Source organism: Bifidobacterium primatium, assembly GCF_002802875.1.
In the GTDB taxonomy this organism is placed as follows: Bacteria; Actinomycetota; Actinomycetes; order Actinomycetales; family Bifidobacteriaceae; genus Galliscardovia; species Galliscardovia primatium.
In genome coordinates this window covers 344,419-370,787 of the sequence record NZ_PEBI01000003.1, presented here as the reverse complement: position 1 = coordinate 370,787, position 26,369 = coordinate 344,419, and the positions used below count along the sequence as shown (strand labels likewise).

The following is a 26,369-nucleotide window of genomic DNA, read 5'->3' as shown; positions in this document are numbered from 1 at the left end:
TCCGGCGGCGCGCCCGGTCAGCGGCGCCGCATCACGCTGTCGACCATGCCGATGACGACGCCCACTGCGGCCGGCGTAAGCCAGCCCAGCTGGGCGTCATACAACGGCAGCAGGCCAAGCGTCGCATCCAGCCACGGCAGCGCGCCGCCGAACACGGCGACAAGACTGGCGATGCAGCCGAGCGCCGCCACCGCGCCCACCAGCAGCACCGTCCAGAAGTACACGCGGGGGAACCGGTCGGCGAACACATGATGCGTCAGCGTCAGCGCCACCAGCACGATGGCCATGGGATACAGGGCCGAAAGCACCGGCACCGACACCTTGATGATCATGCTCAGGCCGGCGTTCGACACCACGAAGCTGAACACGGCGAAGATCGCGCCCCAGGTACGGTATTTCATGCGATGGCCCGCCACGACGGGAAAACGGTTCATGAAATACGTGCCGCAGGTCGAGATCAATCCGGTGCACACATTCAGACAGGCGATGACGAACACCAATCCCACGAACGCCGTGCCGAACGGGCCGAACAACGCGGCGGTCAGATTCGTCAGCACCGTGGCGCCCGTATCGTGCGCGGGATCGATTGCGGCTATCGAACCGGACGCCGCACCCATATATGCCAGCACGCCATAGATGATGATGAGCAGCATGCCGGTGCCGACGCCGGCGAGCGCCGTCTCCCTGCGCACCTGCGATTCGTCGCCGATGCCCCGCGAACGTACGTTCGCCGAGATCACGATGCCGAAATACAGTGCCGCCAGCAGGTCCATGGTCTGGTATCCGTCGAGGAAACCACGCGACACCTGACCGGAGACGTAATCGCCCATCGGTGCGGCGAATCCGCTGGAATGCCTGACGACGCAGGCCACGAACAGTACGGCGATGAGTGCCAGCAGCAACGGTCCCATGAAACGGCCCAGCGTTTTGGACAGCCTTTCCGGGTGTGCCGAAAGAATGAACGAGACGGCGAAGAACGTCGCGGAATAGAGGAGCTGGGGCAGCCATGAGAGCGTTTGCGGCATCGAGCCGGTGAACGGTACGATCGCCATCTCGAACGACGTGGTCGCCGTTCGGGGGATGGCGAAGCACGGGCCGATCGTCAGGATGATGGCGAGCCCCAGCAGCGAGGCGAATTTCGGGGACACTCGGCCCGCCAGCTGCTCGAACCCGCCGGCGAGCGAGACCGCCACCACGCCGAGAATCGGCAATCCCACGGCGGAGATGATGAAGCCGGCAGCCGCCATCGGCGTCATCGCGCCGGCCTGGGCTCCGACGAACGGCGGGAAGATGAGGTTGCCGGCGCCGAAGAACATGGAGAAGAACGTGAACGTCATCAGCACGCGGGCCCTGGAGCCAAGCCGGGCGGTCCTTCCGGATGCGGCGGTGGCGGTTTCGGCATGGTTGTCGGTGGTGTTGGCCATCATCTCTCCTCGTTCGGTATAGCGGCTTCCCATTGTCCCGACCGGGCGTGTCGCCGTCAACCGGATTTTTCCAGAATTTCACCAAGGGTTCCATCATCCGGTAGCGAACGGATGCGGGTCATCGGCTATGGTGAATACCACGATGAGGCATCGGTGCCTCGAACGTAACCATTGTGAACATGTGAAATGAGGTATACGGCATGGGAATGCCATTGGATCTGTACGTCATCCGACATGGCGAGTCGGAGGCGAATGTCATCGTCAAGGCCGGAGAACAAGGGGACAATTCGCTCTACACGCAGGACAACGTCACCGTCCCCGACCGATCCTGGAGGCTCACGGCCACCGGCCGCAAGCAGGCCGACTGCATCGGCCGGTGGCTGGTCGAGCAGCAGCCGCTCTTCGACCGTTACCTGGTCTCGCCATACGTGCGCACCCGCGAGACGGCGGCCACCATGGCGCTGCCCAAGGCCCGGTGGGAGGAGACGCGCGTGCTGCGCGAACGCTCATGGGGCGAGATCAACACCATCACCCAGGAGGAGTTCCGCACCAACTATTCGCGCAACTGGATGTTCAAGCACACCGATCCCCTGTACTGGCGCCCGCCGGCCGGCGAATCCATCGCCGACGTGGCTGAGGACCGCGTGCACAACCTGCTTACGTCGCTCAACCGCCGCGCCGAGGCGGAGTCCGTGGTCGCCGTCTCCCATGGCGATTTCATGTTCGCGCTCATGCTCACCCTGGAGGACATCTCCGACGAGGAGTTCCTGCGTCGTACCTCCGACGACGCATGGACCATCACCAACTGCACGTGCCTGCATTATTCGCGGCGCGACCCCAACACCGGCCGCACCTCGCAGCGCGTACGCTGGGAGCAGACCGCACGCCCCGTGTTCAACGAGGCAATCGGCCGCTGGGAGGTGAAGGTCGATCCATGGCGCGAGTTCCAGAAGCCCATGCTCAGCAACGGCGACCTTGTGGACGTGGTCCACTCCGTCGACCCGCATCTCGAACAGTACGCGAAGTAGCCGAGGCGTCGGGTGGCATGGGCGCGGGCGGCGCAAATGCTGGATGCTATATGGTCCCGCCGCCCGCATGCCCCTCGTATCGGTACAGCACCGTACCGGCGTCGTCGGCGATGGTGACGGACGGTCGGTTCGCGATGTCGAAGTCGACGACAAGGCCCTGCGCGCCGTCGGCGCTCACGGAACGGTAGACGTATCGTTCGTTCTCCAGCCGCAGCGTCTGCGTGCGGGCCTCGACCAGCCACGGATTGCGTCGGCGCAGCCCGATGAGATTCTGATGCGCACGATATATCGGCTCGCCCAGCGCCGACAATTCGTCGGGCGAGGCGGGAAACATCGGGCGGATGTCGTCGTCGCCGCCGAGGCATTCGCGTTTGATGCCCGTATACCCCTGCTCGTCGCCGTAATAGACGCTCGGCGTGCCGCCCACCGTCATGAGCACGGCGAGCGCAAGCACCGCCTTGTCCGCGCCGACCTGGCTGGCGATGCGCGTGACGTCATGGTTGCCGACGAACGTCTGTGGAACGAACGCGTCGAGGAAGCCGTTGTGCCTGCCGAGCGTCCAATCCAATTCGTAGAAGTTCCGGGTCTTCAGGCTCGACCATACGGCCTTCCACAGTTCGTATTCGGTGACCGAATCCATCGTGGAATCCCTGACGATCTGCGCGTAGTCGCCGTGGATCACCTCGCCGAAGATCCACGAATGCGGATGGCGTTCGCGCACGGCGGGCAGCGTCTTCGTCCAGAATCCCGGGGGCACGGAGTAGGCGGCGTCAAGACGCCAGCCGGCGGCGCCGCGGTCGAGCCAATGATTCATCACCTCGGCCACATACCGTATGGTGGCGGGGGAGTCGTGGTTGAGGTCGACCAGGCGGTCGTGGCCTTCGAATACGTCCAGCACGGGTCTGCCGTCCTCGCCGGTGCGGGCCTTCACCAGTCCGGCCCAGGGGCCGTCCGAGTCGCCGTCAAGCACGGCCCTCACCGCCGGATGCTCGCGGCCCACATGGTTGAACACGCCGTCGAGGATGATCTGCAGTCCTTTGCCATGGCAGGCGGAGACGAGCCGATCGAACGCCTCGTCCCCGCCGAGGCGCACATCCACATGCATGTGGTCAATCGTGTCGTAGCCGTGCGATGAGGATTCGAAGATCGGTCCGAGCAGCAGGCCCGAGACGCCGAGGTCACGGGCGTAGTCGAGCCATGGAATCAATGCGTCCAGTCCTCGTCCAAGGAACCGGCGTCCGCCTTCGGGGCGGATCTGCGCGCCCACGAATCCGAGGGGGTATACATGCCACCAGATGCCATGACGCACCCAATCGGGCATCGCATGCGTGGCGAACGGCGGCTGGGGCACGGTCTTCTCCGATGAATCCGATGCGGTATTCGAGACGGTCATGGGACCTCCCTTGTGTTCGGTGTCGCTGGGTCGTTCCGGCGAACATGCAGCCAATCTATATCGCATGATACGGGCTTCGGCCGCGTGCCGCACGCCCGCGTGGCATGGCCGGCGATTCGCTATAATCGCCTCTGGCCCAGAGGATAGAGCGAGACGGGACGAAACGACGATGGCAACGCAGGATATGCAGACGGGTGCGGACGACGTGAGGCCGAAGGCGGTCTCGCCCCATGTCGCGCGACTCATGCTGCTGGTCAATGCTGCGGTATGGGGATCCGGGTACACCATCCTCAAGCACATCCAAGCCACGGTTCCCACGCAGTGGATGATGGCCATCCGCCTTTCCAGCGCAGCCCTGATCATGGGCATCATCTTCCTGCCGCGCCTGCGGCGTATCCGGCTGGGGAGGCTCGTGGTCCCCGGCATCATCCTGGCGCTCACCTACTGGCTGGGATTCCTTTTCCAGCTCAAGGGGCTTGAGACCATTCCCCCGGGGCGCAACGCGTTCCTGACCGACACATACTGCGTCATGGTGCCGTTCCTTATTTGGGCCATCACCCGCCGTCGGCCCAACTGGCAGCACATGCTCGCCGCCGTGGTCTGCATCGTCGGCATCGGATTCGTCTCCCTGGGAGGAGGCGCCGCCGTGGGGGTGCTCGAGATCGGCGCGGGTGACGTCTACACCATCATCGGTGCGTTCTTCTTCGCCGCGAACCTCGTGGCCGTGGGCATCCTCGCCAGGAAGTTCGATCCGGTGGCGCTGATGTTCATGGAGTTCGTGTTCACCGCCGCATTGTTCCTCGGTGGCGCGTCATTGCTTGAAGGAGCCCCGCAGCCCGGATGGGCGCGATGGGACCTCGTCGCCGGATTCGCATACCTCGTCATCGGCTCCACGATCATCGCGCAGATATTCCAGACCGTGGCCATCAAGTTCGTGCCCACGTCACAGGCATCCATCATCCTGAGCACCGAAAGCATCTTCGGCGTGCTCATGTCCGTCATCTTCTACGGCGAGCGGCTCACCATGTCGACGGTATGCGGCTTCGCGCTCATCTTCTGCGCCATATTGCTCAGCGAGCTTCATCTGCCGAGGCGCCGGACGGACGGTGAACGTCCGGCGCGAGGCTGACCGTGCCGTCGGGACGACGTCAGGGGCGGCCGAACGTTCAGTGGGCAGGTCCCTGATCCCATCCCGAGATCAGAAACACGCGGGTCGGGTTCGCCGGCCGGACGATCGAGCCGAACATGTGCGCGAAACCGGACGTATCACCGGTGTATGCGCGGCGTTTGGCATCCCTGTAGTCGTTGCCGGTGACCGACTGCCAGTCGAGGTCCCAGCCGGCGCTATGGGCAAGCCGCGAGGCGAAGATGCGCAGCACCATGGCGTTGCCGTAGGCGAAGGGATGCAGGTAGCCGAGCTCGTCGTAGAAGTGGGCGAGTCGTTCGGCGAAATCCGCCCGGTCCAGGCATGCGAGATTGCGTGATTCGTGGAGTTCGGAGGCGATGTTCGCCGCGCCCGTCTCCAATAATGCCGCGGGGAAGAACGCCTGCGTATTGGCGGCGATGTCGTTCGCCCGGACGTTGTATGCCCCCTGTGCGGTGTCGCGCCTGCGCAGCATGCCGGCATCGACGCGGATGCCCTCGAACAACGTATGGTGGATGGCGCGCAGTTCGGCAAGGTCGCCGCTGGGGGAGGCGGGCCGTTCAGCGAATAGGATGGTACGGGCGAAGACGGCGTCCGCGCAGTCCGCCAAATCGTCCCCGCCGTCGGACGGGGTTCTGTCCACGAACTCGTCAAGAGGCATCCTGCCGTCCATATACGATCGGGCGAGCCTCATCGTTCGCGGGCTGATCGTCATTGATTCGAGCGCGCAGTTCGTGGCGGCGAAAGCGACTGCGCTCATTCGTTCCGCTGGCAACATAGTTCGATAATAGTCCATATCGTCCGTGCATCGCGTATTCATGGGACCGGCATATGCCGGAACATGCGTATGATACGTCGGCACATATGGAATGCGTACATGAGGTACGACGGGGATCGCATATGAGAGGCGGCCGTTCCGCGATCTTTCGGAACGGCCGCCTCTCATAGCCCGGATACGGGCCGTCGTCTATCGTCTGGTGGATGGACGACGGGACTACTTGGTCAGCAGCGGGTCGAGCACGGCGCCGGCCTGGACCTTGTAGATGAGATAGGTGTCGTCGAACGGCAGGTTGAACAGCTGACGCAGGGCGCCGAACTCCTCGCGTTCTCCCACGAAGTTGATGTTGGCGTCCTTGAAGTCCGGGTGGTCCTTGCCGATCAGCAGTGCGGCATCGCCGAGAGCCGAGGTGACGCCCACGAGGGACTTCGCGCCGGTGGCCTTGTCGACGACCTTCACCACGAGAAACAGGTTGTTGTCAGAAGCCATGATCGCACTTCCTTTACTCTTGATGTCCTTGATGATTCGCATATCATCGTAACGTATGGAACGAACATATCGAATGGCGCGAATGTTCGTTTCCCATGGTGTCCCGCAGGCCGGTTCGTCACGATGATTTCGCCAGTCCCGCATTGATTTTCAGGGTCAGCACGCGCTGTACCGACCGGTCGAGCGATTGGGCGAACGCCGCGTCCGATTTCGCCTTGGAGACCAGGCCGTCGATGATCGGCCCCACGTTCTCGTAGTCGCCGATGCAGATGAGATCGCCCCCGGCCGCCACGAACCGGACGCCGAGATCCCTCGCCGGGATGGAGCTGACGGCTTCGGCGGATACGGAATCCGACGTGACCACGCCCTGGAAGCCCAGCTTCGCGCGCAGATAGTCGTCGATGATGGTCTTCGAGAACGCCGCCGGCTGCGAGGAATCGATGGCCTGATACGTCGCCAGCGACATCATGACCATGTCGGGCCTGGCGGCGAGCGCCTGTCTGAATCCCTCGATCTGACCGCCGTCGAGCTTTGTGGTCGTATCGGTGATGCCCTGGTCGGTGAAGTCGGTGTTGCCGGTCACGGCGCCCAGTCCGGGGAAATGCTTGACCGTCGTCATCACTCCGGCCGATTTCATGCCGGTGATGAACGCCGCGGCATGTTGGCCGTTGCCCGCCGCGTCAAGACCGAAATCCCGGTCGAGCGCGCCTATCGGCGCGTTCTGGCTGCGGCTCGCCGTCGACACGGTCCCCGCCACCGGGGCGAGGTCCACGTTCACGCCGGCCGACTTGAGCTCCCTGCCCCATGTGGCTGCGGACGATCGCAGCGCATCGGTGCTCAGTCGTCCCTGCTCCACGGCGCTGGGCATGTCGCTGAACCCGTTGCCGGTGAGATGCTGGACCTGTCCGCCCTCCTGGTCGACGCCGATCAGCAGCTTGGCGTTGTCCGGCGCATACCCCTGAAGCGTGCTCGAGACCTTCGCGACCGACGTCGTGCCGCCGTTCCAGTTGCCCAGCAGCACGACGGAACCCACATGGCTGTCCTGCACCAGGGATTTGACGTCGGTGGCGGGATTGCCGGCGAACAACGGCACCATCAGCAACTGGCCGGCCTTCTCCTCCACGCTCATGGAGGCCACCATGGATCGCGCCTGGTCGGCGGCATCCTGCGAGGTCGCCCGCGGGGACGATGTGGTCGCATTGGGAGACGGAACGGCGCTTTTGCCCGCCGGCTTTGCGGCCGAAGACGATGGGGCTGCCTCCGAGGACGGGAACAGCGGCATGGAGCAGCCGGCCGTGGCCAGCAGCATGCCGATCGTCGCGCACGCCGCAGCAAGACGCCTCCCTGCAGTGCCGTGCATGCGGCCGCTCATGTCGCGGCCGGAGAGGATGGAACGCTTGATGGTCATACGTCCCTTGATAGCACGCCCCCAATCCAAGGATTGCGCTCGTCGCCAAGCCCGGGCGCCGCAGCCGATTGCAGTGATACGCTGGGGACGGTCGAGACAGAGAGGAATCCGTCGTCTGCATCATCAGGGCGGACGATGTGAATGGCAGAGGTGGCAGTATGGTGTTTCCCAGAATTTCCGATGCGAAGGAGAGGACTCCGGCGCGCAGGACCATATTGTCGATGATCGCGTCGTTCCTCAGGCTGTTCGACAAGCCGACGCGTGCGCTGATCATCGCCTGCGGCATCGTCACCGTGGTGGCCCTCGCCGTGGTCATTCCCAAGGGGCCGGAGCCGCTGCTCGATGACACGGCTCCCGTCGTCGAACAGGTCGACATGGAGAAAAGGACGACTACGCCGACCGCTTCGGTGAAGCGCGCGAAGGCGGTGCCCTCACCGAAACCGACCACCCCGTCATGGCAGATGCCCAGCGGCGGCGCCCACGTCGACCTGCGCAAGGTGCGTGACCTGAATGTACGTGTGTCCATCGCCGAGCAGAAGACCTACATCCTCAGCGGGAAGACCGTCGTCTACACCATGCGATGCTCCACCGGCATGAAGGGCAGCACCCCGACCGGAAGATTCAAGGTGCAGAACCGCGGCGAGGACTTCTTCAATCCCAACGAGAACATGGGGGCGAAATACTGGGTGTCATGGGCCAACTACGGCGAATACCTGTTCCACTCCGTACCCACCGACAGGCAGGGGCGCTACATCGTCTCCGAGGCGGAGAAACTCGGACGTCCCGCCTCGCACGGCTGCGTGCGACTGACGGTGGCCGACGCGAAATGGCTGTATGAGCAGCTGCCCGTCGATACCCCGGTCACCATAGGCTGAAATATCAACCGTGCGGACGGAATCCGTCAGGAACGGGGCGGGAGGCGAACCGTTCCCGCCCCGTCATCTCAGTCGCGCTGCGACTGCTTCATGCCCATGCGGATGCGAAGCGCCACGGTGAGCACCAGCAGCATGAGCCCCAGCACCGCCATGTCGAAGCACCACTGCTGCGTCGAATGCGTCCACAGCGGATCGTCCTCGGCGTTGAGCATCGCCCATTTCAGATCGACCGTGGACGCCGCGGCCGCGAATCCCCAACGTGCCGGGAACAGATAGGACACCTGTTCCAGTCCGGCACGGTCGGTGACCGGGATCATGCCGCCGGAGAACACCAGCTGCGCCATGACCACAATGACCAGCAGCGGCATCGTCTGCTCCGTGGACTTCACCAGGGAGCTGCCCACGGCACCAAGCATGGAGCACACCCATGCCGTCGCCCAAACCACCAGCACCAGTTCCACGGTGCTGCCGTTGCGCCACACGGCGCCGTACTTCGGCATGTCCTTGCCGCCCACGACGACGACCATGACCAGGAGCAGCGACTGCAGCAGCGTCTCGAGACACAGCACCACGAACTTCGAAAGCGTATACGACGTCGGGGAGAGCCCCACGGCGCGCTCGCGGAAATAGATGGGGCGTTCCGAGACGATGTCGCGAACGGAAAGCGCCGCTCCCATGAAGCTCGCACCGAGGATCAGCAGCACGAGAAGCTGGTTCGGCTCGGTGGGGGAGTCCTTCACGTCCGCCAGGCCAAGGCCATGGTCCCCCGGCACCACCAGCGAAAGCGCGCCCAGTATGAGGGGCAACAGCAGCAGGAACACCAGCAGTCCCGGATCGGCCACCACGAGATGCAGCTGTCGATGCACCAGGGTCAGCGACTGACGGAAGCGTCGTGGCTTCGGCGGCTTCTCCCCGTCGTGCCGCTGCACCACGGCCTTGGGCCGGTTGGCAGGCGCCGTGCTGAACGTGCGCGTCGGATGCTCGGCCACGTCCTTGAAGATGTCGGACCATTCACGGCCCTTGAACGCCTCATCCATCTGTTCGACGGACCCGTAGAACGCGGGCCTGCCGCCGGGGGCGAGCATAAGTACGTTGTCGCACAGGTCGTGGATGTACGAGAGCGAGTGGGTGACGACCACGACCACGCGCCCCTCGTCGGCGAGCTTGCGCAGCATCGACATCACACGCAGGTCCAGCGCCGGATCGAGGCCGGACGTCGGCTCGTCCATGACCAGCAGCTCGGGTTCCGTGAGCAGCTCGATCGCCGTCGAGACGCGTTTGCGCTGACCTCCGGAAAGACGGTCGATGCGGGTGTTCCTGTGCTCGGTGAGCTCGAGGTTGTCGAGCACCTTGTCGATCACCTGCGTGCGTTCCGAGGCGGTCGAGCCGGGCAGACGCAGCTTGGCCGCGTACTGCAGGGCCGCGTCCACGCGCAGCTTGCCGTGCACCACGTCGTCCTGCGGCACGAAGCCGATACGGCTGCGCAGCAGCGCGATGTCCCGCTGCACGTCGTGGCCGTCGAAGACCACATGTCCGTCGGTGGGGGACTCCAGGCCGGCGAGAATCTTGACGAATGTGGATTTTCCGGCTCCGGACGGGCCGATGACCGCGGTCAGCGAGCCCACGTTGAAGGTGGCGTCGATGCCCTCCAGCAGACGCTTGGCCCTGCCTCCCTGACCGACCGTGAGGCCGATGCCCTCGCAGGAGACGCACTTGGTGCTCATGAACGACTTGCGGGCCTGCAGCACCGAACCGGTGACGACCAGATCGGTGTTGCCCAGCGTCACGACGTCGTTCTCCTTGAGCCACACCTTGCCCACGCGGCGGCCGTTCACATAGGTGCCGTTCGCGCTGCCGAGGTCGGTGAGCTCGATGCCGTCGCGGGACGCGCGCACCGAGCAGTGACGTCGCGACACCAGCATGTCGCTGAGGACGATGGTGCAGGCGGGGTCCCTGCCGATGGTGCCGCTGCCGCCGCCCCGCGGGTCGAACACGCCCTTCACGGTATGAGGCATCGCCACCTTGGCACGGCTGGAGACGGCGGAGCCCCGCCGGCGCAGCATCGTGGCGCCGGCGTCATCGCTTGGGGACGTCGCCTTCCGCTCACGCCTCGCCGTCGGCAGGGGCAGGCTCGGTTTCGGCGGCAGTGCGGGCGACTCGACCGTCGGCGCGTCGGGGACGGACGGGCGTGGGGGAATCGCCGGGCCTGCGGCGGGTTTCGGCGGCAATGCCGGTCGTTTCGCCGCCGGCGAATCCTTCCGCTTCGGCGGTCGTGGAATGTCAGGGGTACCTGTCGAATGGCTCATGATTGGTCCAGTGTCCCTTATTGATTGGCTTCTCTCTGTTTCCATACCATTATCGGCGGCCATATGACGTCCGGATGTCGGGCCATGGAAAAAGACGGAGATCCGAGGCCTTTCGCGGGACTACTGTAGTCTTGAACCATGTCGTTATTTGATATGTTTGGTTTCCCCGATCCCTTTGACCCTCAGGGCAATCGTGACCGACGAAGCGCCAAGGGCCAGCGCGGAGGCGATGACGATCCCGTGATCCTTGACGTCACCGCCGACGGCGAGCAGCGTCACGACGGCGATTCGTCGCGCTCGTCACGAGGCAGCGTTCCCCCGAACTTCCCCCGCATCCCCAAGGCGGGCTCCGCCGGCATGCCTTCGATGGGACGCGGCAACAGGATCTTCATCGGCGTGGTGGTCGCGCTGGTCATCCTCCTCGGCCTGGTATTCGGCCTTTCCCGCTTCATCACCGAGGTCATGTGGTATTCGCAGCTCGGTTTCTCCAGCGTGATCTGGACCACGTACGGCGTACGCATCGGCCTGTGGGTGGTGTATGCCGTCGTCGTCGCCCTGGTGGCGTACATCGCGGCGTGGCTCGCCATCCGTGCACGTCCCGATTTCGAGGACGGCACCAAGATTCGTTTCCGCAACGGCGTGATGGAGATGGATCCCGGCGTCAGCTCGAAGATGGCCCGACGCATCGCTGTCATCATCTCGCTGATCGTCGGTCTGGTGTTCGGTTTCCAGTTCAATGCGAACTGGTCCGAGATCCTGCTGCTGTTCCACAATCAGTCCTTCGGCACGAAGGACGCCCAGTTCGGTCTGGACAACGGTTTCTATGTGTTCGTGCTGCCCGGCCTGAAGTTGGTGGCCTCGGCGCTGTTCACCATGCTCGTCATGGGACTGCTGTTCTCCGTCATCACCCATGTGCTCATGGGAGGCATCCGTCTGGGCATGCCGACGAAGGGCCGCTCCATCTTCGACATGACCCGTCGCGCCCGTCGCCAGGTCGCCGTATGGCTCATCCTGTTCTTCCTCGTGTGGGCCGTGCGCATCGCGCTCGGCGTGTTCTCCACGCTCACCGAGCAGGGCGACCGCATCACCGGCGCCGCATACGCCGCCGTGCACGCCACGATTCCGGTGACGTTCGCCATGGCCGTGCTGGTGGCCGTCCTCGGCGTGGTCCTCGGCGTGTGGATGATGACCACCAAGAGCCTGAGCAACGACACCCCGGCATCCTCCGCCGCCGCGGCGCTCAGGGCATGGCGCACTCCGGTGGTGGCGATCGCCGTGGTCGTCATCGCGTCCATGCTGCTGACCATCGTGTACCCGGCCCTGCTGCAGCGCTTCAAGGTGAATCCGAACGCCCAGGAGCTCGAGTCCACGTACATCCAGCGCAACATCGACGCCACGACCGCCGCCTACGGCCTCGACAAGGTCAAGACCCAGGAATACGACGCCACGACCGCCGGCAAATCCGGCGCGCTCGAATCCGACGCCGAGACCACCGCACAGATCCGTCTGCTCGACCCGCAGGTCGTGTCCCCGACGTTCAGGCAGCTGCAGCAGTCCAAGCAGTACTACACCTTCTCCGACACGCTGGCCGTCGACAAGTACGAGATCGACGGCGTCAGCCAGGACACGGTCATCGGCGTGCGCGACATCAACCTCGAGGGCAACGACAACCGCAACTGGGTGAACGACCACACCGTGTACACGCACGGCTACGGCGTCGTCGCCGCCTACGGCAACAAGGTGACCTCCGACGGACAGCCCGAATTCTTCGAGCAGGGCATCCCCACCCAGGGCAAGCTCACCGAATCGCAGCACTACGAGCCGCGCATCTACTTCTCGCCGAACTCGCCCGACTACTCCATCGTCGGCGCGCCCGAGGGCACCGGTGCATGGGAGTTCGACTACCCGACCGGTTCCAAGGGCGCCACCACCACGTTCAACGCCGACGGCGGGCCGAGCGTGGGCAACCTGTTCTCGCGCATCCTGTATGCCATCCGGTTCGGTTCCGACCAGATTCTGTTCTCCGACCGTGTGACCTCCGCCTCGCAGATCCTCTACGACCGCGACCCGCAGACCCGCGTCGCCAAGGTCGCCCCGTACCTGACCCTCGACGGCCGCGTCTACCCGGCGGTCGTGGACGGCAGGGTGAAGTGGATCGTCGACGGCTACACCACGTCGGACGCCTACCCCTATTCGCAGCAGACCGACCTCGGATCGGCCACCACCGACTCGCTGACCGTGAGCTCCGACACCGTCAAGGGGCTGGGCAGCCAGCAGGCGAACTACATCCGCAACTCCGTGAAGGCCACGGTCGACGCCTACGACGGCTCGGTCGACCTGTACGCATGGGATCCGAGCGATCCGGTGCTCAAGGCGTGGGAGAGCATCTTCCCCAACCAGTACAAGCCCATCTCCGAGATCTCGGGCGACCTGATGAGCCACATGCGCTATCCGGAAAGCCTGTTCAAGGTCCAGCGCTCGCTGCTGAGCAAGTACCACGTCTCCAGCGCCAGCCAGTTCTTCTCCGGAGAGGACTTCTGGCAGACGCCGACCGACCCCACCGAGTCCCAGCAGGAGCAGAAGCAGGACATCAAGCAGCCGCCCTACTACCTGACCATGCAGACCCCGGGAACCAAGGAGCCGACGTTCTCGCTGACCTCCACCTATATTCCGGCGGGCGGCCAGACCAGGGAGATCCTCACCGGATTCCTGTCCGTCGATTCCGACGCCGGCAACGAGAAGGGCAAGGTCGGGCCGAACTACGGCACGCTCCGTCTGCTCGAACTGCCCAAGGACACCAACGTCCCCGGCCCCGGACAGGCGCAGAACAACTTCAACTCAAGCGCCGACGTGTCGAAGGAGCTGAACCTGCTCGAGTCCGGCAGCACGAAGGTGGAGCGCGGCAACCTGCTCACCCTGCCCATCGGCGGCGGCCTCGTCTACGTGCAGCCGGTCTACATCAAGTCCAGTGGCGCGACCAGCTACCCGCTGCTGAAGAAGGTGCTCGTCGCCTTCGGCGACCAGGTGGGCTTCGCCGACACCCTGGACGAGGCGCTCGACCAGGTGTTCGGCGGTGATTCCGGCGCCTCGGCCGGCGACGCCGAGAAGACGGGACAGAGCCAGCAGCAGTCCGGCAAGAGCGACAAGACCGGCGAATCCACGTCCGGCAAGTCGCAGTCGCAGCAGTCCGGCGGTTCCGCCACCGCGATGACGCCGGAGATGAAGCAGGCGCTGCAGGACGCATCCCAGGCCATGAAGGACTCCGACGCCGCCATGAAGAACGGCGACTGGACCGCCTATGGCAAGGCGCAGAAGCAGCTGCAGGACGCGCTGAACAAGGCGATGTCGCTCAGCGGCGACCAGCAGTAGGCAGAGTCTTCCCGCCGTCCCGGATCGAGGGGCGCGGTGACGCACGGAACCGACGTCGTGCGTCGCCGCGCCCCTCGATTCATATCGGTCCCGTGCCGATATACACTATTGCCGTGCAGTTATTGAACGAAACCTATTCCACGACGTATTCCAACGGCCGTACCATTGTGATCCGAGACGCCGAGGACAGCGATCTCGACGACATCACCCGCATCTACAACATGGCCGTCGTCGTAGGCGGCAGCACCGCCGACCTGACCCCGCGCAATCTCGATCAGCGTCGCGAATGGGTGTATTCCCATAACCCCCGCGACCAGTACCCGGTGGTGGTCATCGAGGTCGACGGCAAGGTGGCCGGATTCGCGTCGCTGTCGCGCTACCACGCCCGTGCCGGCTACTCCGACATCACCGAGTTCAGCTACTACGTCGACAAGGCGTTCTCCCGCCAGGGGCTCGGCACCATGCTGGTCGAATGGCTGGTCGAGGCGGCCAAGCGCATCGGCTTCCGCATCGCGGTCTGCGTGGTCTTCGCCGACAACACCGGCTCGACCGCGCTCATGCATCACTTCGGATTCGAACGCTACGGGTACCTGCCCAAGGCGTGCTGCAACGGCGACAAACTACTCGATGTGGCTTACTGGTACAAGGAGTTGGGAAACTAAATGGCATCCGATTTCTGGCTTATCGCAGGACTGGGCAACCCCGGTTCCAAATACGAGGGGACCCGTCACAACATGGGCTTCATGTGCGCCGACGTGCTGGCCGAACGCTGGTCCGTCAGCCTTTCCGACCACAAGGGTCTGGCCAAGCTCGGCAAGGGCGTCATGTCCCTGGGCGGGCAGCGCGTGAAGTTCTTCCTCGCCAAGCCGCTGACCTACATGAACGAGTCCGGCAACGCCGTCTCCTCGATCAGCGCATACTACGACATCCCCGCCGAGCACATCGTCGTCATCCACGACGACATGGACTTGGACTTCGGCCGCATCAAGGTCAAGGCAGGCGGTTCGGCAGGCGGCCACAACGGCATCAAATCCATCGACCGTTCATTGGGAACCAACAAGTACTCGCGCGTCCGGCTCGGCGTCGGCCACGCCCGTCGCGGCCCGAACGCCCACGACAACACCGTCAACTGGGTGCTCGGCGGATTCTCGCCCCAGCAGCGCAAGCAGCTCGACGAATTCCTCGCCGACGGCGCCGACGCGGCGGAAACCATCATCATCGACGGCCTGAGCCGGGCTCAGGAGCGGTTCAATGGCCGCTGACCGGAACGCAGCGGCCGCGGACGGCTCGCTGTCCCCGATTCTCGAAGGACTGGACGCCGACGGTCGTTTCCGCGACACGGTCCGTTCGAACGAACATGTGCTGACCATCGGCGCGGCCGCCGGCATCCGGCCGGCGCTCGCCGCGGCCGTGGCCTCGACAGCGAAACGGCCCGTGGTCATGGTCGTTCCCTCCGGGCGCGACGCCGAGGAGACCGTGGCCTCGCTGCGTTCCTGGTATGGCGGCGACCCCGGCGACATCGCCCTGCTCCAGGCGTGGGAGACGCTGCCGCATGAGCGGCTGTCGCCCCGTTCGGACACCGTCGCCGGCCGTATGGCCGTGTTCCGCCGTCTCGCCCATCCGGGTGCTGCGGGCGGCATGTTCGGTCCGATCCGCATCCTCGTCATGCCCGTGCGTTCGCTCATCCAGCCCGTGGTCGCCGGCCTCGGCGACGTGGATCCGCTGGTGTTCACTATCGACGAGGACATACCCTTGGACGAGGCCGTGTCCAGACTCGTGGAAAACGCCTATACACGCACCGAACTCGTCATGGACCGTGGCGAATTCGCCGTGCGCGGCGGCATACTCGACGTGTTTCCCCCGACCGCGCCGCATCCGGTCCGCATCGAGTTCTTCGGCGACACCATCGACTCCATCCGCGAATTCCACGCCTCCGACCAGCGAACCTATGGCGATGGGCTCAGGACGATATGGGCGACGCCCTGCCGTGAACTGCAGCTCACCGCAGCGGTGCGCCACCGTGCCGGCGAACTGGCCGAACGCATCCCCAACGCACGCGACATGCTCGAATCCATATCCCAGGCCATACCTGTGGAAGGCATGGAATCGTTGCTGCCGGCCCTGGTGGACGATCTCGTCCCGGTATCCACGCTGTTGCCGGCCGGCGCCTGCGTGATGCTCGACGAACCCGAGCGCCTGCGCCGGGCGGGGGAGGACCTGAACAAGACCGCCGACGAGTTCCTGGCGGCCAGCTGGCACGTCGCGGCGTCGGGACACGGATCCGGCGCCCCCATCAGCTTCGACGAGGCCAGCTTCCTTGACTACGACGATGTCGTGCGCGACCTCGAGCATTCCGACCGTCAGGTATGGTCCCTTGCCGATTTCGGCGTCGATCCCGAACGCAGCGGCCATATTCTTCTCGGCGCCGTGGCCCCCGAGGAGTTCCGCGGCGACGGGCGGAAGGCCGCATCCGGCATCCAGGGACTTGTCGATTCCGGAATGCGCGTCACCATCACGGCTGCGGCCGGCGGCACGCTGTCGCGTCTGCGTCGCGCATTGGCCGAGGCGGGCATCGCCGACGTCGATTATCTGCCATCCCGCGCGTCGGACGGCTTCATCGACTCTGCGGCCGGACTGGCGTTGCTCACCGAACGCGACCTTACCGGTAAATCCGGCGTGGCGGCGCAGGCGAAGACACCGAAGCGCCGCCGCAAGAGCATCGACCTCGTGGAGCTGAAGGCCGGCGACTACATCGTCCATGAACAGCACGGCATCGGCCGGTTCGTGGAGATGCGGCAGCGCACCATCGGTTCGGGCGCGACCAGATCGCAACGCGAGTATCTGGTGGTCGAATACGCGCCGTCCAAACGCGGCGCCCCGCCGGACAAGCTGTTCATCCCCACCGACCAGCTCGATAAGATCAGCAAGTACGTGGGCGCCGACACGCCCAAGCTCAACAAACTCGGCGGTTCCGACTGGGCGGCCACCAAGGCGAAGGCTCGCAAGCACGTCAAGCAGATTGCCCAGGACCTGGTGAAGCTCTATTCGGCCCGTCAGCAGACCAGGGGATTCGCGTTCAGTCCCGACACCCCGTGGCAGAAGGAGCTGGAGGACGCGTTCCCCTATCAGGAGACCGCCGACCAGCTCACCACCATCGACGACGTGAAGGCCGACATGGAAAAGCCGGTGCCCATGGACCGGCTGATATGCGGCGACGTCGGCTTCGGCAAGACCGAGATCGCCGTGCGTGCCGCGTTCAAGGCCGTGCAGGACTCCAAACAGGTCGCCGTATTGGTGCCCACCACGCTGCTCGTGCAGCAGCACTACGAGACCTTCACCGAACGGTTCGCGGGATTTCCCGTGAACGTGGCCGCCATGAGCCGATTCCAGACGCCGGCACAGATCAAGGCGACGACCGAGGGCCTGGCCGAAGGAACCGTCGACGTGGTCATCGGCACGCACAAGCTGCTCAACCCGAAGATCAGATTCAAGGACCTGGGGCTCGTCATCATCGACGAGGAACAGCGCTTCGGCGTCGAACACAAGGAGACGCTCAAGGCGCTGCGCACGAACGTGGACGTGCTGAGCCTTTCGGCCACGCCGATTCCGCGCACGCTGGAGATGGCCATCACCGGCATCCGCGAGATGTCCACACTCGCCACGCCGCCCGAGGACCGGCTCCCTGTGCTCACCTACGTGGGAGCCTATGAGGACGCACAGGTCACGGCCGCCATACGACGCGAACTGCTGCGCGGCGGTCAGGTGTTCTACGTGCACAACCGCGTGAACGACATCGAACGCACCGCGGCCAGGCTCAAGGAGCTTGTGCCCGAGGCCCGCGTCGGCATCGCTCACGGCAAGATGGGGGAGAAGCAGCTCGACGCCGTCATCCGCGACTTCTGGCATAGGGACATCGACGTGCTGCTATGCACTACCATCATCGAGACCGGATTGGATATCTCCAACGCGAACACGCTCATCGTGGACCACGCCGACAAGTTCGGCCTCTCCCAGCTGCACCAGCTGAGAGGCCGCGTCGGCCGAGGCCGCGAACGCGCCTACGCGTACTTCCTCTATGACCCGTCCAAGACGATGACGCAGACTGCGCACGACCGTCTCGCCACCATCGCCCAGAACACGGCGCTCGGCTCCGGCTACGACGTGGCCATGAAGGACCTTGAGCTGCGCGGCACCGGCAACCTGCTCGGCGGCGAACAGTCCGGACACATCGAAGGCGTCGGGTTCGACCTCTATGTGCGCATGGTCTCCGAGGCCGTCGCCGAATACAAGGAGCCGCAGCGCACCGAACCGGTGTCGGTCACCATCGACCTGCCGCTGGACGCATCCATCCCCGAAACCTACATCGACTCCGACAAGCTTCGTCTCGAAGCCTATCGGAAGATGGCGGCCGCACGCGACGATCAGGACCTTCGGGAACTGCGCGACGAGCTCGCCGACCGCTACGGCAACCCGCCGAGGCAGCTCGACATCCTGTTCGACGTCGCCCGCCTGCGTGCGAAGGCACGATCACTGGGCATCAGCGAGATCGTGGCGCAGGGACGCAACGTGCGCGTAGGCAGGATCGACCCGCCCGAATCGGTGTCGATGCGCATCGGCCGTATATACAAGGGCAGCCAATACCGGCCGGTCACCCATACGTACCTGATCCCCGCGCCTTTCCAGGGATCGCTGGGATCCGGCCCCATGGACTCCGAAGCGGTGATCGACTGGACGGACCAGCTGCTCGATGACCTGGCCTGGAAGCACACGCCGGAAAAGCGGCCATGACGAACGCGACCACCATGAAGGAACTGCGGCCATACCGTGCGCTCGCCGACATGGCCGCAGTCCTCGGTTCCGACGACGCCCCCATGGTCCTCCTCGATTCGCAAGAAGGGGGCCGGTACTCCATACTCGGCGTCAATCCGTGCCGGCAGCTGCTGCAGTACGGCGGCGACGTCAGGGAGTCGCGATACGAATCCGGTACGTGGGCACGGACGGTTCATCATGACTCCGACGTCATGGACATCATTCGCCGCTGGTCCGCGGAAGCCCATGGCGGAGCAACGGGCGATGGGGCGGACGACGACGCATCGACTTCGACGCCATCGGGAAGACGAGACGCATACCCGCCGTTCGTCCATGGTGTCATGGGATTTCTCTCCTATGACGACGGGTTGAGGCGACATGGTCTCGTATCCCGCCACGTCCGGTCGACGGCCATGCCCGACGCCGCATGGTGGGATTTCGACGACATCCTCGTCGAGGACCATCGCGCCCGCCGAACGACGCTGATATCCCACCATCGTCGCGACGATGCGCCTCGCATCGAGGACCTATGGCGATCCGCCGCTTCGGAGCCGGCCGGATCTCATGACGATCTCGCCGGTGCGACCTGGACCTGCGATCACGACCGTGCATCATACGTGCAGGGCATCGAGTCCCTGCGCGCGCATATGCGCGACGGCGACGCCTATGTGGCCAATTACTCGCTGCGGTTTTCCGTTTCCGGCCCATTGGCGCCCATGCGGCTGTTCCAAAGGCTTGCCATCAATAATCCGGCGCCGTACGCCGGCTATGTCAACGGCGGCGGATGGCAGATCGTCAGCTCCTCGCCCGAACGGTTCCTGCAATGCAGAAGACGTCACATCTCCACCGAACCCATCAAGGGAACGCGTCCGCGTTCGAACGACCCCGGCCGGGACCTCGTCAACCGCATCGAACTCGAACGATCCGACAAGGACCACAGCGAACTGCTCATGGTCACCGACCTTGAACGCAATGACCTGAGCCGGGTGGCGAAGCCGGGGACGGTCGTCACGCCGGCGTTCGCCGCCGTTCACAGCTTCGCCCACGTGCATCATCTCATCTCCACCGTGGAAGCCGATCTCGCCGAAGGGCGGACGGTCGAGGACGCCATCGAGGCCATGTCGCCGGGCGGCTCCATCACCGGTGCGCCCAAACGCCGCGTCATGCAGCTCATCGACCGCTACGAGCGATCGGCCAGAGGCGCCTATACCGGCTCCCTTGGATACATCGGATTCGACGGGGACGCCGACCTCAACATCCTCATTCGTTCGGCCACCCATATCGGTTCGGCCGGCATGAACGGACAGGGCGGCGAATACGAATACCTGATCGGCGCCGGAGGCGGCATCACCATCGATTCCGACCCCGACTTCGAATACGACGAGGCTATGCAGAAGGCCGAGGCGCTCCTCGATGCCCTCGGCTGCGACATGAAAGGCCAATGGCATGACTGACGAAAGCACCGACGACCTGCACTGCGTCGCGCCTGGCTTCGGTCCGGCCGGTCCGGGCGAGGGATACCAGTTCGGGCTCGGCGTATTCGAGACCATCGCGGTGAGGCATGGCCGCGCGATCATGCTCGAGCGCCATATCGAACGCCTCCACCGCGGTTGCCATGCGGTGGGCGTGCCCGATCCCGATGACGCATCCCTCAGGGAACGCATCGACCGGCACCTGCGTCGGCTGCGCGAGGAGAACCCCTCGCTCTGGACGTCCTGCGCACTGAAGGTCATCACCTCCGACGACGAGCTGGTCCTGACCCAACGGGCCAACCCCTACGATCGGTGGGCGGACGACCGAACACTGAAGCTCGGATGGTGCCGGGCGTGGCGCAACGAGCGCTCGCCGCTGACCTTCCACAAAACCCTCAACCAGGGGGACAACATCCTCGAGACTCGCCGCGCCAGGGCATCGGGATTCGACGGAGCCGTATTCGTGAACACGCGTGGCGAGATCTGCGAGACCACCAATGCCAACCTGTTCTTCGTACGTGACGGCGTCATCCGCACGCCGGCGGAGGAATGCGGGCTGCTGCCCGGCACGGTACGGCAGTGGGTATGCGAGCGTCGGCCGGTGGTCGAGAGCCGCATGCCGGTCATGGCCTCCCGGGACGGGGACGGGCTCGGCGGCGGCGCATTCGAACTCGGTCGGTGGGACGAGGTGTTCGCCACCAACGCGCTGATGGGAGTGCGTCCGGTATCCGTCATCGGCGGCACCGCGATTCCTGCGGGGCCGATTACCCGGCGGCTTATGCAGGAGTACGGACGCCTTGCATGTGAGCGCGAACATGGACAAATCGGCCATATCTGACGAAAAACCGGCGCTTTGACGACACCTTCGGTGAAAATCTGGGCAACGTCCATAAAAGGCATTACTCTTAGAGTCTGTCAGCACAACATAATTTGTCTTAAGGAGAAGTTGTGGCAGCAATTGAAAGCGTGTACGCGCGCCAGATCCTTGATTCCCGCGGTAACCCGACCGTCGAGGTCGTCCTCGACACCGAAGACGGTGCTCAGGGCCTGGGTCTCGTCCCCTCCGGTGCCTCCACCGGCGAGGCCGAGGCTTGGGAGCGTCGTGACGGCGACAAGTCCGTCTACGGCGGCAAGGGTGTTCTCGACGCCGTCAAGGCCGTCAACGAGGTCATCGCCCCGGCCGTCATCGGCATGGACGCCTCCGATCAGCGCGCTCTCGATGAGACCATGATCGAGCTCGACGGCACCCCGAACAAGGGCAAGCTGGGCGCCAACGCCATCCTCGGCGTCTCCCTCGCCGCCATCTACGCTTCGGCCGAATCCGCCGACCAGCCGCTGTATCGCTACCTCGGCGGCACCAACGGCCACATCCTGCCGGTTCCGAACATGAACATCATGAACGGCGGCGCCCACGCCGACTTCGCCACCGACATCCAGGAGTACATGATCTCCCCGTACGGCTTCAAGACCTACTCCGAGGCCCTGCAGGCCGGCGTCGAGGTGTACCACACCCTGAAGAACGTCCTGAAGAAGGAAGGCCTGAACACCGGCCTCGGCGACGAAGGCGGCTTCGCCCCGAAGATGAAGTCCAACAAGGACTCCCTCAACTACATCATGGACGCCATCTCCGCCGCCGGCTACGAGCCCGGCAAGCAGATCGGCATCTCCCTCGATGTGGCCTCCTCCGAGTTCTACAACAAGGAGACCGGCAAGTACCACTTCGAGGGTGACGACCGTGACTCCCAGTACATGCTCGACTTCTACGAGCAGCTCATCGAGGAGTACCCGATCGTCTCCATCGAGGATCCGTTCCAGGAAGAAGGCTGGGACGACTGGACCGCCATCACCAAGCTGCTGGGCGACCGCCTGCAGTTCGTCGGTGACGATCTGCTCGTGACCAACCCGGCCCGTCTGGCCAAGGGCATCGAGCTCGGCGCCGCCAACTCCCTGCTGGTCAAGCTCAACCAGATCGGCACCGTCACCGAGACGCTCGACGCCATCGAGCTCGCCACCAAGAACGGCTACACCTCCATGGTCTCCCACCGTTCCGGCGAGACCCCGGACACCACCATCTCCGACCTCGCCGTTGCCAAGAACACCGGCCAGATCAAGACCGGTGCCCCGGCCCGTGGCGAGCGCGTCGCCAAGTACAACCGCCTGCTCGAGATCGAGGAGGAGCTCGGCTCCACCGCTCAGTACGCCGGCTACAGCGCCTTCAAGGCCTGCAAGAAGTACATCGCCAAGTGAATCATCGCGTGACATCCACGCTTTGAACAACTGGTGAACAATACCCGTCGCATTCGGGTCAAGTCGAATGCGACGGGTATTTTCATAGCTATGAGCAACAAGGACGCCAGATCGAAACGTCAGGGGAGGCCGTCGACCGTGAAAAAAGGCGCGACCCGTGCGAACGGAGGCAAATCGTCGGCGTCGTCGGGGCTGCTGTCCTCCGCTCCCATCACGTTCTTCATCACCATCATCATCGTGATATTGGGCGCCATCCAGCTGCTGTCCACATTCCACACCTATGCCTTGAACCTCGCCGAACTCAACTCGCTGAAAAACGAGGAGGCGTCGCTGATAGCGCAGAAGGAGCAGCTCGACAACGACATCGACCGCTGGGGCGATGACGCCTACGTGACCGCGCAGGCGAGGGAACGGCTGGGCTTCGTGTTCCCCGGAGAGCGTTCCATCCGCATACTGCATCCCGAGGCGGTGACCGGCAAGACCACGGACTCCGACGCCTCGAGCAAGTCGTCCTCCGACACCGAGCAGAAGCTGCCCTGGTACAAGGACATGTTCTCCTCATTCGAAAAGGCCGATGCAACGCCCACACAGTCAAAGGAAGGTAAATGACCAACGACGATACCCGACTGATCCAGGACGTTCTGGACGAGAAACTCGCCGTGAAGCCCAGTGCGCATGACATCGCGGTGGTGCAGCGCCAGCTGGGACGTTTCCCGCGAGGCATGGTCGCGGTCGGTGCACGCTGCGTCTGCGGCAATCCGCTCGCCGTCATCACCCGCCCGCTTGTGGACGGGCGAATTCCGTTCCCCACCACCTGCTATCTCACGAGTCCCGAGGCGGTGAAGGCCGTTTCGAAGATCGAGGCCGCCGGCGGCATGACCGAATACACCCGGCAGGTGCAGGAGGACGACGACGTGCGTCTGGCCTACGAGCGCGCCCACAGGCTCTATCTCGCATTCCGTCATGAACTGGCCGAACGCCTCGGCGACAGCGAGGAGCACATCGAAGGCATCAGTGCGGGCGGCATGCCCGTGCGCGTCAAATGCCTTCACGCGTTGCTCGGCCACTCACTGGTCATGGGCCGGGGAGTCAACCCGATTGGTGATGCGGTCCGGGACCGCATCACCGACGAATTCGATACGAACGTCTGTCGATGCTCGGTGATCGTCGACGACGAAACGGAGAAGGAGCATCGCGCATGACGGCGGTTACGGTAGGCGGCATCGACTGCGGCACCAATTCCATCCGATTGATGATCGCCACGGTGAGCGAGAACGGCATGACCGTGGAGGTGCCTCGCATCATGCGCGTGGTGCGTCTCGGTCAGGACGTGGACAAGACGCACCGGTTCGACGACGAGGCGCTGGCACGCACGTACGCCGCCATCGACGAGTTTTCCGCCGTGCTGAAGGAGCATCCGGTGGATGCGCTGCGATTCGTCGCGACATCCGCCACCCGCGACGCCGAGAACCGCGACGAGTTCGAGGACGCCGTCCAATCGCGTCTTGGTGTGCGACCGGACGTCATTCCCGGCACGGAGGAGGCGGCGCTGAGCTTCCTCGGCGCCACTTCGGTGCTCGAGTCGCAGGATGGTCCGCACATGCCTCCGGCACCGTATATGGTCGTCGACCTGGGCGGAGGCTCCACGGAAATGGTCATCGGCGGCGACGGCGTCGAGGCGCCGGCGGACCATCCCGTCGCGGCGTTCTCCATGAACATCGGATCGGTGCGTATGAGCGAACGCCATCTGGTGTCCGATCCGCCGACACGGCAGCAGATCGATGAGGCCATCGCCGACATCGACGCCCATATCGACGAGGCGTTCGCCACGGTTCCCGCAGGCAGAACCGGCACCCTGATCGGTGTCTCCGGCACGGTCACCACCATGAGCGGCATCGCCATGGGGCTGAGGGAATACGATCGCGACGCCGTCGACGGCGCCATCGTGACCGTGGACGACGCCCGTACCACCTGCGACAGGGTGCTGCGGATGACCCGCGCCGAACGGGCGGAATATCAGGTGATCCATCCCGGCCGCATCGACGTGATCGGCGGGGGAGCCCTGGTATGGAACCGCGTGCTCGCACGCGTGCGCGACGCCGTGCATGAGGATTCCGGACGCGAGTTGAACTCATATGTGACCAGCGAGCACGGCCTGCTCGACGGCATCGTGCTGAATCTGGGGCGCCGTCTGCTGAACTCCTGACCGCTTCTGACATACGGGGCTCGAATGAGCCCCGTTTCTCGGTGTTTCGTGGCATAATGGCCAAGTCGGCTTTCGCCGGCATGCCCCCGTGGCGGAATTGGTATACGCATCCGACTTAAAATCGGCCGCTTCGGCTTGTGGGTTCGAGTCCCACCGGGGGCACCTCATCCGATAGCCCGATCGCTGTGGCTTGCATCTCGCGTCGCAATATGGACTGCGGTAACCTGTCCGTTCGAAATCCATGGCAGGATATAGCGCATGACTGACAAGAACCATTCTCTCCGGACTTCAACGTCCTCCCCGGTGCCGGCGGCGGATGCCGCAGAGGGCCCCGTGCCTCTGATGCTCGCCCAGGCCGTCGTCGTCGCCTCGGTGATGTGCGTGTGCGAGATCATCTGCGCGCCGGTCATCATCAGCATGGTCTCGGGGGCCTTCGCCCTTGTCCCGTGGGCCGCCGTGGCCTGTCTGCTGGCGGTCGTGTTCATGGCCGTCCTCGGATTTGCGTTCCTCTGGCTCGCCGACAACATCGCCCATAACTTCCCCGCGAGGTTCGCCCCGGTGAGCTACGGCATCGTGGGCATGGCCTCGTTCGGCATCTGGGGCGGGCTCATCTACCCGACGTTCATCAATTCCGTTCTGGAACCCGCCGGTCTGCCCTCCATCTCCGGAGGCAACGTGTGGGCCATCGTCTTCAACTGCGCCATCATCGGCCTGGTGGGTTTTCTGCTGGCGGCGATATTCGCACCGAGGCTGTCGCGGCGCGTTCCGGCGTGCGTGGCCATGGGCGTCGTCGTGCTGGCGCTGTCAGCGCTGGGCGCGTTCTTCCTTTGGGGCTTCTACTCGACTCTCGGCTAGGCTCCATGGCAAGGCCGAACGGTGATCACATGCTTGCAAGTGTCTGCGATACCGTATACGTTTAACGGTTATATGCGAGCTTTTGGGCGAAGGAACGCCCGAATCCGATACACATACCAACGAATATCATGCAAGGAGCAATGATGAGCGAATCGACGATGCCCCAGGTCAATGCCGAGTTCGGCGCCGCGCCGCAGATCGAGTTCCCGACGCCGTCCGCACCCGCCGGCCTCAAGAGCGTGGAGATCGTGGAGGGCGACGGCCCCGTGGTCCGCAAGGGCGACACCGTCACCGTGAACTACCACGGCGTCGTGTGGGGCAAGCAGGCCCCGTTCGACTCCAGCTTCGAGCGCCACAGTCCGGCCAGTTTCGGCATCGGCGTGGGCCAGGTCATCAGGGGCTGGGACCAGACTGTTCCGGGCCACAACGTCGGCTCCCGACTCGTCGTGTCCATCCCGCCGGAGTACGGCTACGGCTCCCGTGGCGTCCCGCAGGCGGGGATCGGCGGCGACGACACCCTGGTGTTCGTCATCGACATCATTTCCACCCGCTGACGGTAATCCACG

Annotated in this window: 21 protein-coding genes and 1 tRNA gene; 16 read left to right on the top strand and 6 right to left on the bottom strand. The window is 64.4% G+C overall.

The features are described from left to right. Positions 1 to 17: 17 nt before the first annotated feature. Positions 18 to 1,424, bottom strand: a complete 1,407-nt coding sequence (gene brnQ / locus CS006_RS07665) for a branched-chain amino acid transport system II carrier protein (protein WP_404801598.1) — start codon at positions 1,422 to 1,424, stop codon at positions 18 to 20. 200 nt (positions 1,425 to 1,624) lie between these two features. On the opposite strand from brnQ, the gene CS006_RS07660 reads away from it, so the two are divergent. Beyond that, entirely contained in the window at positions 1,625 to 2,452 is an 828-nt protein-coding gene (locus CS006_RS07660; protein WP_100511209.1) for a histidine phosphatase family protein, read from the top strand. Between the two features lie 46 nt (positions 2,453 to 2,498). Here the strand turns inward: CS006_RS07660 and CS006_RS07655 are convergent, their stop codons facing one another. Next, positions 2,499 to 3,773 carry an alpha-amylase family protein gene (locus CS006_RS07655; RefSeq protein WP_100511298.1) on the bottom strand — a complete coding sequence of 425 codons (1,275 nt, stop codon included), beginning with the start codon at positions 3,771 to 3,773 and terminating at the stop codon, positions 2,499 to 2,501. A 241-nt stretch (positions 3,774 to 4,014) separates the two neighbouring features. Between CS006_RS07655 and CS006_RS07650 the strand changes: the two genes are divergently transcribed. Then, the gene (locus CS006_RS07650) at positions 4,015 to 4,974 is read left to right on the top strand and encodes a DMT family transporter (RefSeq protein ID WP_243386911.1); all 960 of its coding nucleotides are present in this window, start codon (positions 4,015 to 4,017) and stop codon (positions 4,972 to 4,974) included. Positions 4,975 to 5,011: 37 nt separating this feature from the next. Here CS006_RS07650 and CS006_RS07645 read toward each other — a convergent pair whose 3' ends face one another. From CS006_RS07645 to CS006_RS07635, 3 genes are all read right to left on the bottom strand, one after another. After that, positions 5,012 to 5,749 (bottom strand): Fic/DOC family protein, encoded by a 738-nt coding sequence (locus CS006_RS07645; RefSeq protein ID WP_243386909.1) that lies wholly within the window; start codon positions 5,747 to 5,749, stop codon positions 5,012 to 5,014. A gap of 234 nt (positions 5,750 to 5,983) precedes the next feature. Then, positions 5,984 to 6,256, bottom strand: a complete 273-nt coding sequence (locus tag CS006_RS07640) for a hypothetical protein (RefSeq protein WP_100511207.1) — start codon at positions 6,254 to 6,256, stop codon at positions 5,984 to 5,986. A 118-nt stretch (positions 6,257 to 6,374) separates the two neighbouring features. Further along, a complete protein-coding gene (locus tag CS006_RS07635; RefSeq protein WP_165777291.1) occupies positions 6,375 to 7,664 on the bottom strand; it encodes a glycoside hydrolase family 3 protein in 1,290 nt (429 codons plus the stop codon). A 158-nt stretch (positions 7,665 to 7,822) separates the two neighbouring features. On the opposite strand from CS006_RS07635, the gene CS006_RS07630 reads away from it, so the two are divergent. Beyond that, positions 7,823 to 8,539, top strand: coding sequence for a L,D-transpeptidase (locus CS006_RS07630; RefSeq protein WP_100511206.1), 717 nt, complete (start codon positions 7,823 to 7,825; stop codon positions 8,537 to 8,539). A gap of 68 nt (positions 8,540 to 8,607) precedes the next feature. Here the strand turns inward: CS006_RS07630 and CS006_RS07625 are convergent, their stop codons facing one another. Beyond that, positions 8,608 to 10,767 carry an ATP-binding cassette domain-containing protein gene (locus tag CS006_RS07625; protein WP_165777290.1) on the bottom strand — a complete coding sequence of 720 codons (2,160 nt, stop codon included), beginning with the start codon at positions 10,765 to 10,767 and terminating at the stop codon, positions 8,608 to 8,610. Between the two features lie 216 nt (positions 10,768 to 10,983). Here CS006_RS07625 and CS006_RS07620 point away from each other — a divergent pair, with 216 nt between their 5' ends. The 13 genes from CS006_RS07620 to CS006_RS07560 all read left to right on the top strand — a co-directional run bounded on the left by CS006_RS07620 (position 10,984) and on the right by CS006_RS07560 (position 26,357). Continuing rightward, positions 10,984 to 14,214, top strand: a complete 3,231-nt coding sequence (locus CS006_RS07620) for a UPF0182 family membrane protein (protein WP_100511204.1) — start codon at positions 10,984 to 10,986, stop codon at positions 14,212 to 14,214. A gap of 113 nt (positions 14,215 to 14,327) precedes the next feature. Beyond that, positions 14,328 to 14,876 (top strand): GNAT family N-acetyltransferase, encoded by a 549-nt coding sequence (locus tag CS006_RS07615; RefSeq protein WP_243386900.1) that lies wholly within the window; start codon positions 14,328 to 14,330, stop codon positions 14,874 to 14,876. Beyond that, positions 14,877 to 15,476 carry an aminoacyl-tRNA hydrolase gene (gene pth, locus CS006_RS07610; protein ID WP_100511203.1) on the top strand — a complete coding sequence of 200 codons (600 nt, stop codon included), beginning with the start codon at positions 14,877 to 14,879 and terminating at the stop codon, positions 15,474 to 15,476. Next, the gene (mfd, locus tag CS006_RS07605; protein WP_100511202.1) at positions 15,466 to 19,002 is read left to right on the top strand and encodes a transcription-repair coupling factor; all 3,537 of its coding nucleotides are present in this window, start codon (positions 15,466 to 15,468) and stop codon (positions 19,000 to 19,002) included. Before pth ends, mfd begins: the two co-directional genes overlap by 11 nt. Continuing rightward, positions 18,999 to 20,477, top strand: a complete 1,479-nt coding sequence (locus CS006_RS07600) for an anthranilate synthase component I family protein (RefSeq protein WP_100511201.1) — start codon at positions 18,999 to 19,001, stop codon at positions 20,475 to 20,477. The genes mfd and CS006_RS07600 overlap by 4 nt, the downstream gene beginning before the upstream one ends. Then, positions 20,470 to 21,333 carry an aminotransferase class IV gene (locus tag CS006_RS07595; protein WP_100511200.1) on the top strand — a complete coding sequence of 288 codons (864 nt, stop codon included), beginning with the start codon at positions 20,470 to 20,472 and terminating at the stop codon, positions 21,331 to 21,333. Before CS006_RS07600 ends, CS006_RS07595 begins: the two co-directional genes overlap by 8 nt. A gap of 110 nt (positions 21,334 to 21,443) precedes the next feature. Then, the gene (gene eno / locus CS006_RS07590; RefSeq protein WP_100511199.1) at positions 21,444 to 22,742 is read left to right on the top strand and encodes a phosphopyruvate hydratase; all 1,299 of its coding nucleotides are present in this window, start codon (positions 21,444 to 21,446) and stop codon (positions 22,740 to 22,742) included. Between the two features lie 90 nt (positions 22,743 to 22,832). Further along, complete coding sequence (locus CS006_RS07585) at positions 22,833 to 23,351, top strand: FtsB family cell division protein (RefSeq protein ID WP_100511198.1); 519 nt, start codon at positions 22,833 to 22,835, stop codon at positions 23,349 to 23,351. Beyond that, positions 23,348 to 23,944 (top strand): DUF501 domain-containing protein, encoded by a 597-nt coding sequence (locus tag CS006_RS07580; RefSeq protein ID WP_100511197.1) that lies wholly within the window; start codon positions 23,348 to 23,350, stop codon positions 23,942 to 23,944. Before CS006_RS07585 ends, CS006_RS07580 begins: the two co-directional genes overlap by 4 nt. Next, positions 23,941 to 24,948, top strand: a complete 1,008-nt coding sequence (locus CS006_RS07575) for a Ppx/GppA phosphatase family protein (protein WP_100511196.1) — start codon at positions 23,941 to 23,943, stop codon at positions 24,946 to 24,948. The genes CS006_RS07580 and CS006_RS07575 overlap by 4 nt, the downstream gene beginning before the upstream one ends. An 82-nt stretch (positions 24,949 to 25,030) precedes the next feature. Next, positions 25,031 to 25,110 (top strand) — tRNA-Leu (locus CS006_RS07570). Positions 25,111 to 25,206: 96 nt separating this feature from the next. Continuing rightward, positions 25,207 to 25,803 carry a 4-hydroxybenzoate polyprenyltransferase gene (locus tag CS006_RS07565; RefSeq protein ID WP_133119548.1) on the top strand — a complete coding sequence of 199 codons (597 nt, stop codon included), beginning with the start codon at positions 25,207 to 25,209 and terminating at the stop codon, positions 25,801 to 25,803. Positions 25,804 to 25,946: 143 nt separating this feature from the next. Then, positions 25,947 to 26,357, top strand: coding sequence for an FKBP-type peptidyl-prolyl cis-trans isomerase (locus CS006_RS07560; protein WP_100511194.1), 411 nt, complete (start codon positions 25,947 to 25,949; stop codon positions 26,355 to 26,357). The last annotated feature ends 12 nt before the right edge of the window (positions 26,358 to 26,369 follow it).

Coding starts and splice junctions, on each gene's coding strand:
- brnQ (WP_404801598.1), bottom strand. CDS start 1,424: ATGGCCAACACCACCGACAACCATGCCGAAACCGCCACCGCCGCATCC.
- CS006_RS07660 (WP_100511209.1), top strand. CDS start 1,625: ATGGGAATGCCATTGGATCTGTACGTCATCCGACATGGCGAGTCGGAG.
- CS006_RS07655 (WP_100511298.1), bottom strand. CDS start 3,773: ATGCCCGATTGGGTGCGTCATGGCATCTGGTGGCATGTATACCCCCTC.
- CS006_RS07650 (WP_243386911.1), top strand. CDS start 4,015: ATGGCAACGCAGGATATGCAGACGGGTGCGGACGACGTGAGGCCGAAG.
- CS006_RS07645 (WP_243386909.1), bottom strand. CDS start 5,749: ATGAGCGCAGTCGCTTTCGCCGCCACGAACTGCGCGCTCGAATCAATG.
- CS006_RS07640 (WP_100511207.1), bottom strand. CDS start 6,256: ATGGCTTCTGACAACAACCTGTTTCTCGTGGTGAAGGTCGTCGACAAG.
- CS006_RS07635 (WP_165777291.1), bottom strand. CDS start 7,664: ATGACCATCAAGCGTTCCATCCTCTCCGGCCGCGACATGAGCGGCCGC.
- CS006_RS07630 (WP_100511206.1), top strand. CDS start 7,823: ATGGTGTTTCCCAGAATTTCCGATGCGAAGGAGAGGACTCCGGCGCGC.
- CS006_RS07620 (WP_100511204.1), top strand. CDS start 10,984: ATGTCGTTATTTGATATGTTTGGTTTCCCCGATCCCTTTGACCCTCAG.
- pth (WP_100511203.1), top strand. CDS start 14,877: ATGGCATCCGATTTCTGGCTTATCGCAGGACTGGGCAACCCCGGTTCC.
- mfd (WP_100511202.1), top strand. CDS start 15,466: ATGGCCGCTGACCGGAACGCAGCGGCCGCGGACGGCTCGCTGTCCCCG.
- CS006_RS07600 (WP_100511201.1), top strand. CDS start 18,999: ATGACGAACGCGACCACCATGAAGGAACTGCGGCCATACCGTGCGCTC.
- CS006_RS07595 (WP_100511200.1), top strand. CDS start 20,470: ATGACTGACGAAAGCACCGACGACCTGCACTGCGTCGCGCCTGGCTTC.
- CS006_RS07585 (WP_100511198.1), top strand. CDS start 22,833: ATGAGCAACAAGGACGCCAGATCGAAACGTCAGGGGAGGCCGTCGACC.
- CS006_RS07580 (WP_100511197.1), top strand. CDS start 23,348: ATGACCAACGACGATACCCGACTGATCCAGGACGTTCTGGACGAGAAA.
- CS006_RS07575 (WP_100511196.1), top strand. CDS start 23,941: ATGACGGCGGTTACGGTAGGCGGCATCGACTGCGGCACCAATTCCATC.
- CS006_RS07565 (WP_133119548.1), top strand. CDS start 25,207: ATGACTGACAAGAACCATTCTCTCCGGACTTCAACGTCCTCCCCGGTG.
- CS006_RS07560 (WP_100511194.1), top strand. CDS start 25,947: ATGAGCGAATCGACGATGCCCCAGGTCAATGCCGAGTTCGGCGCCGCG.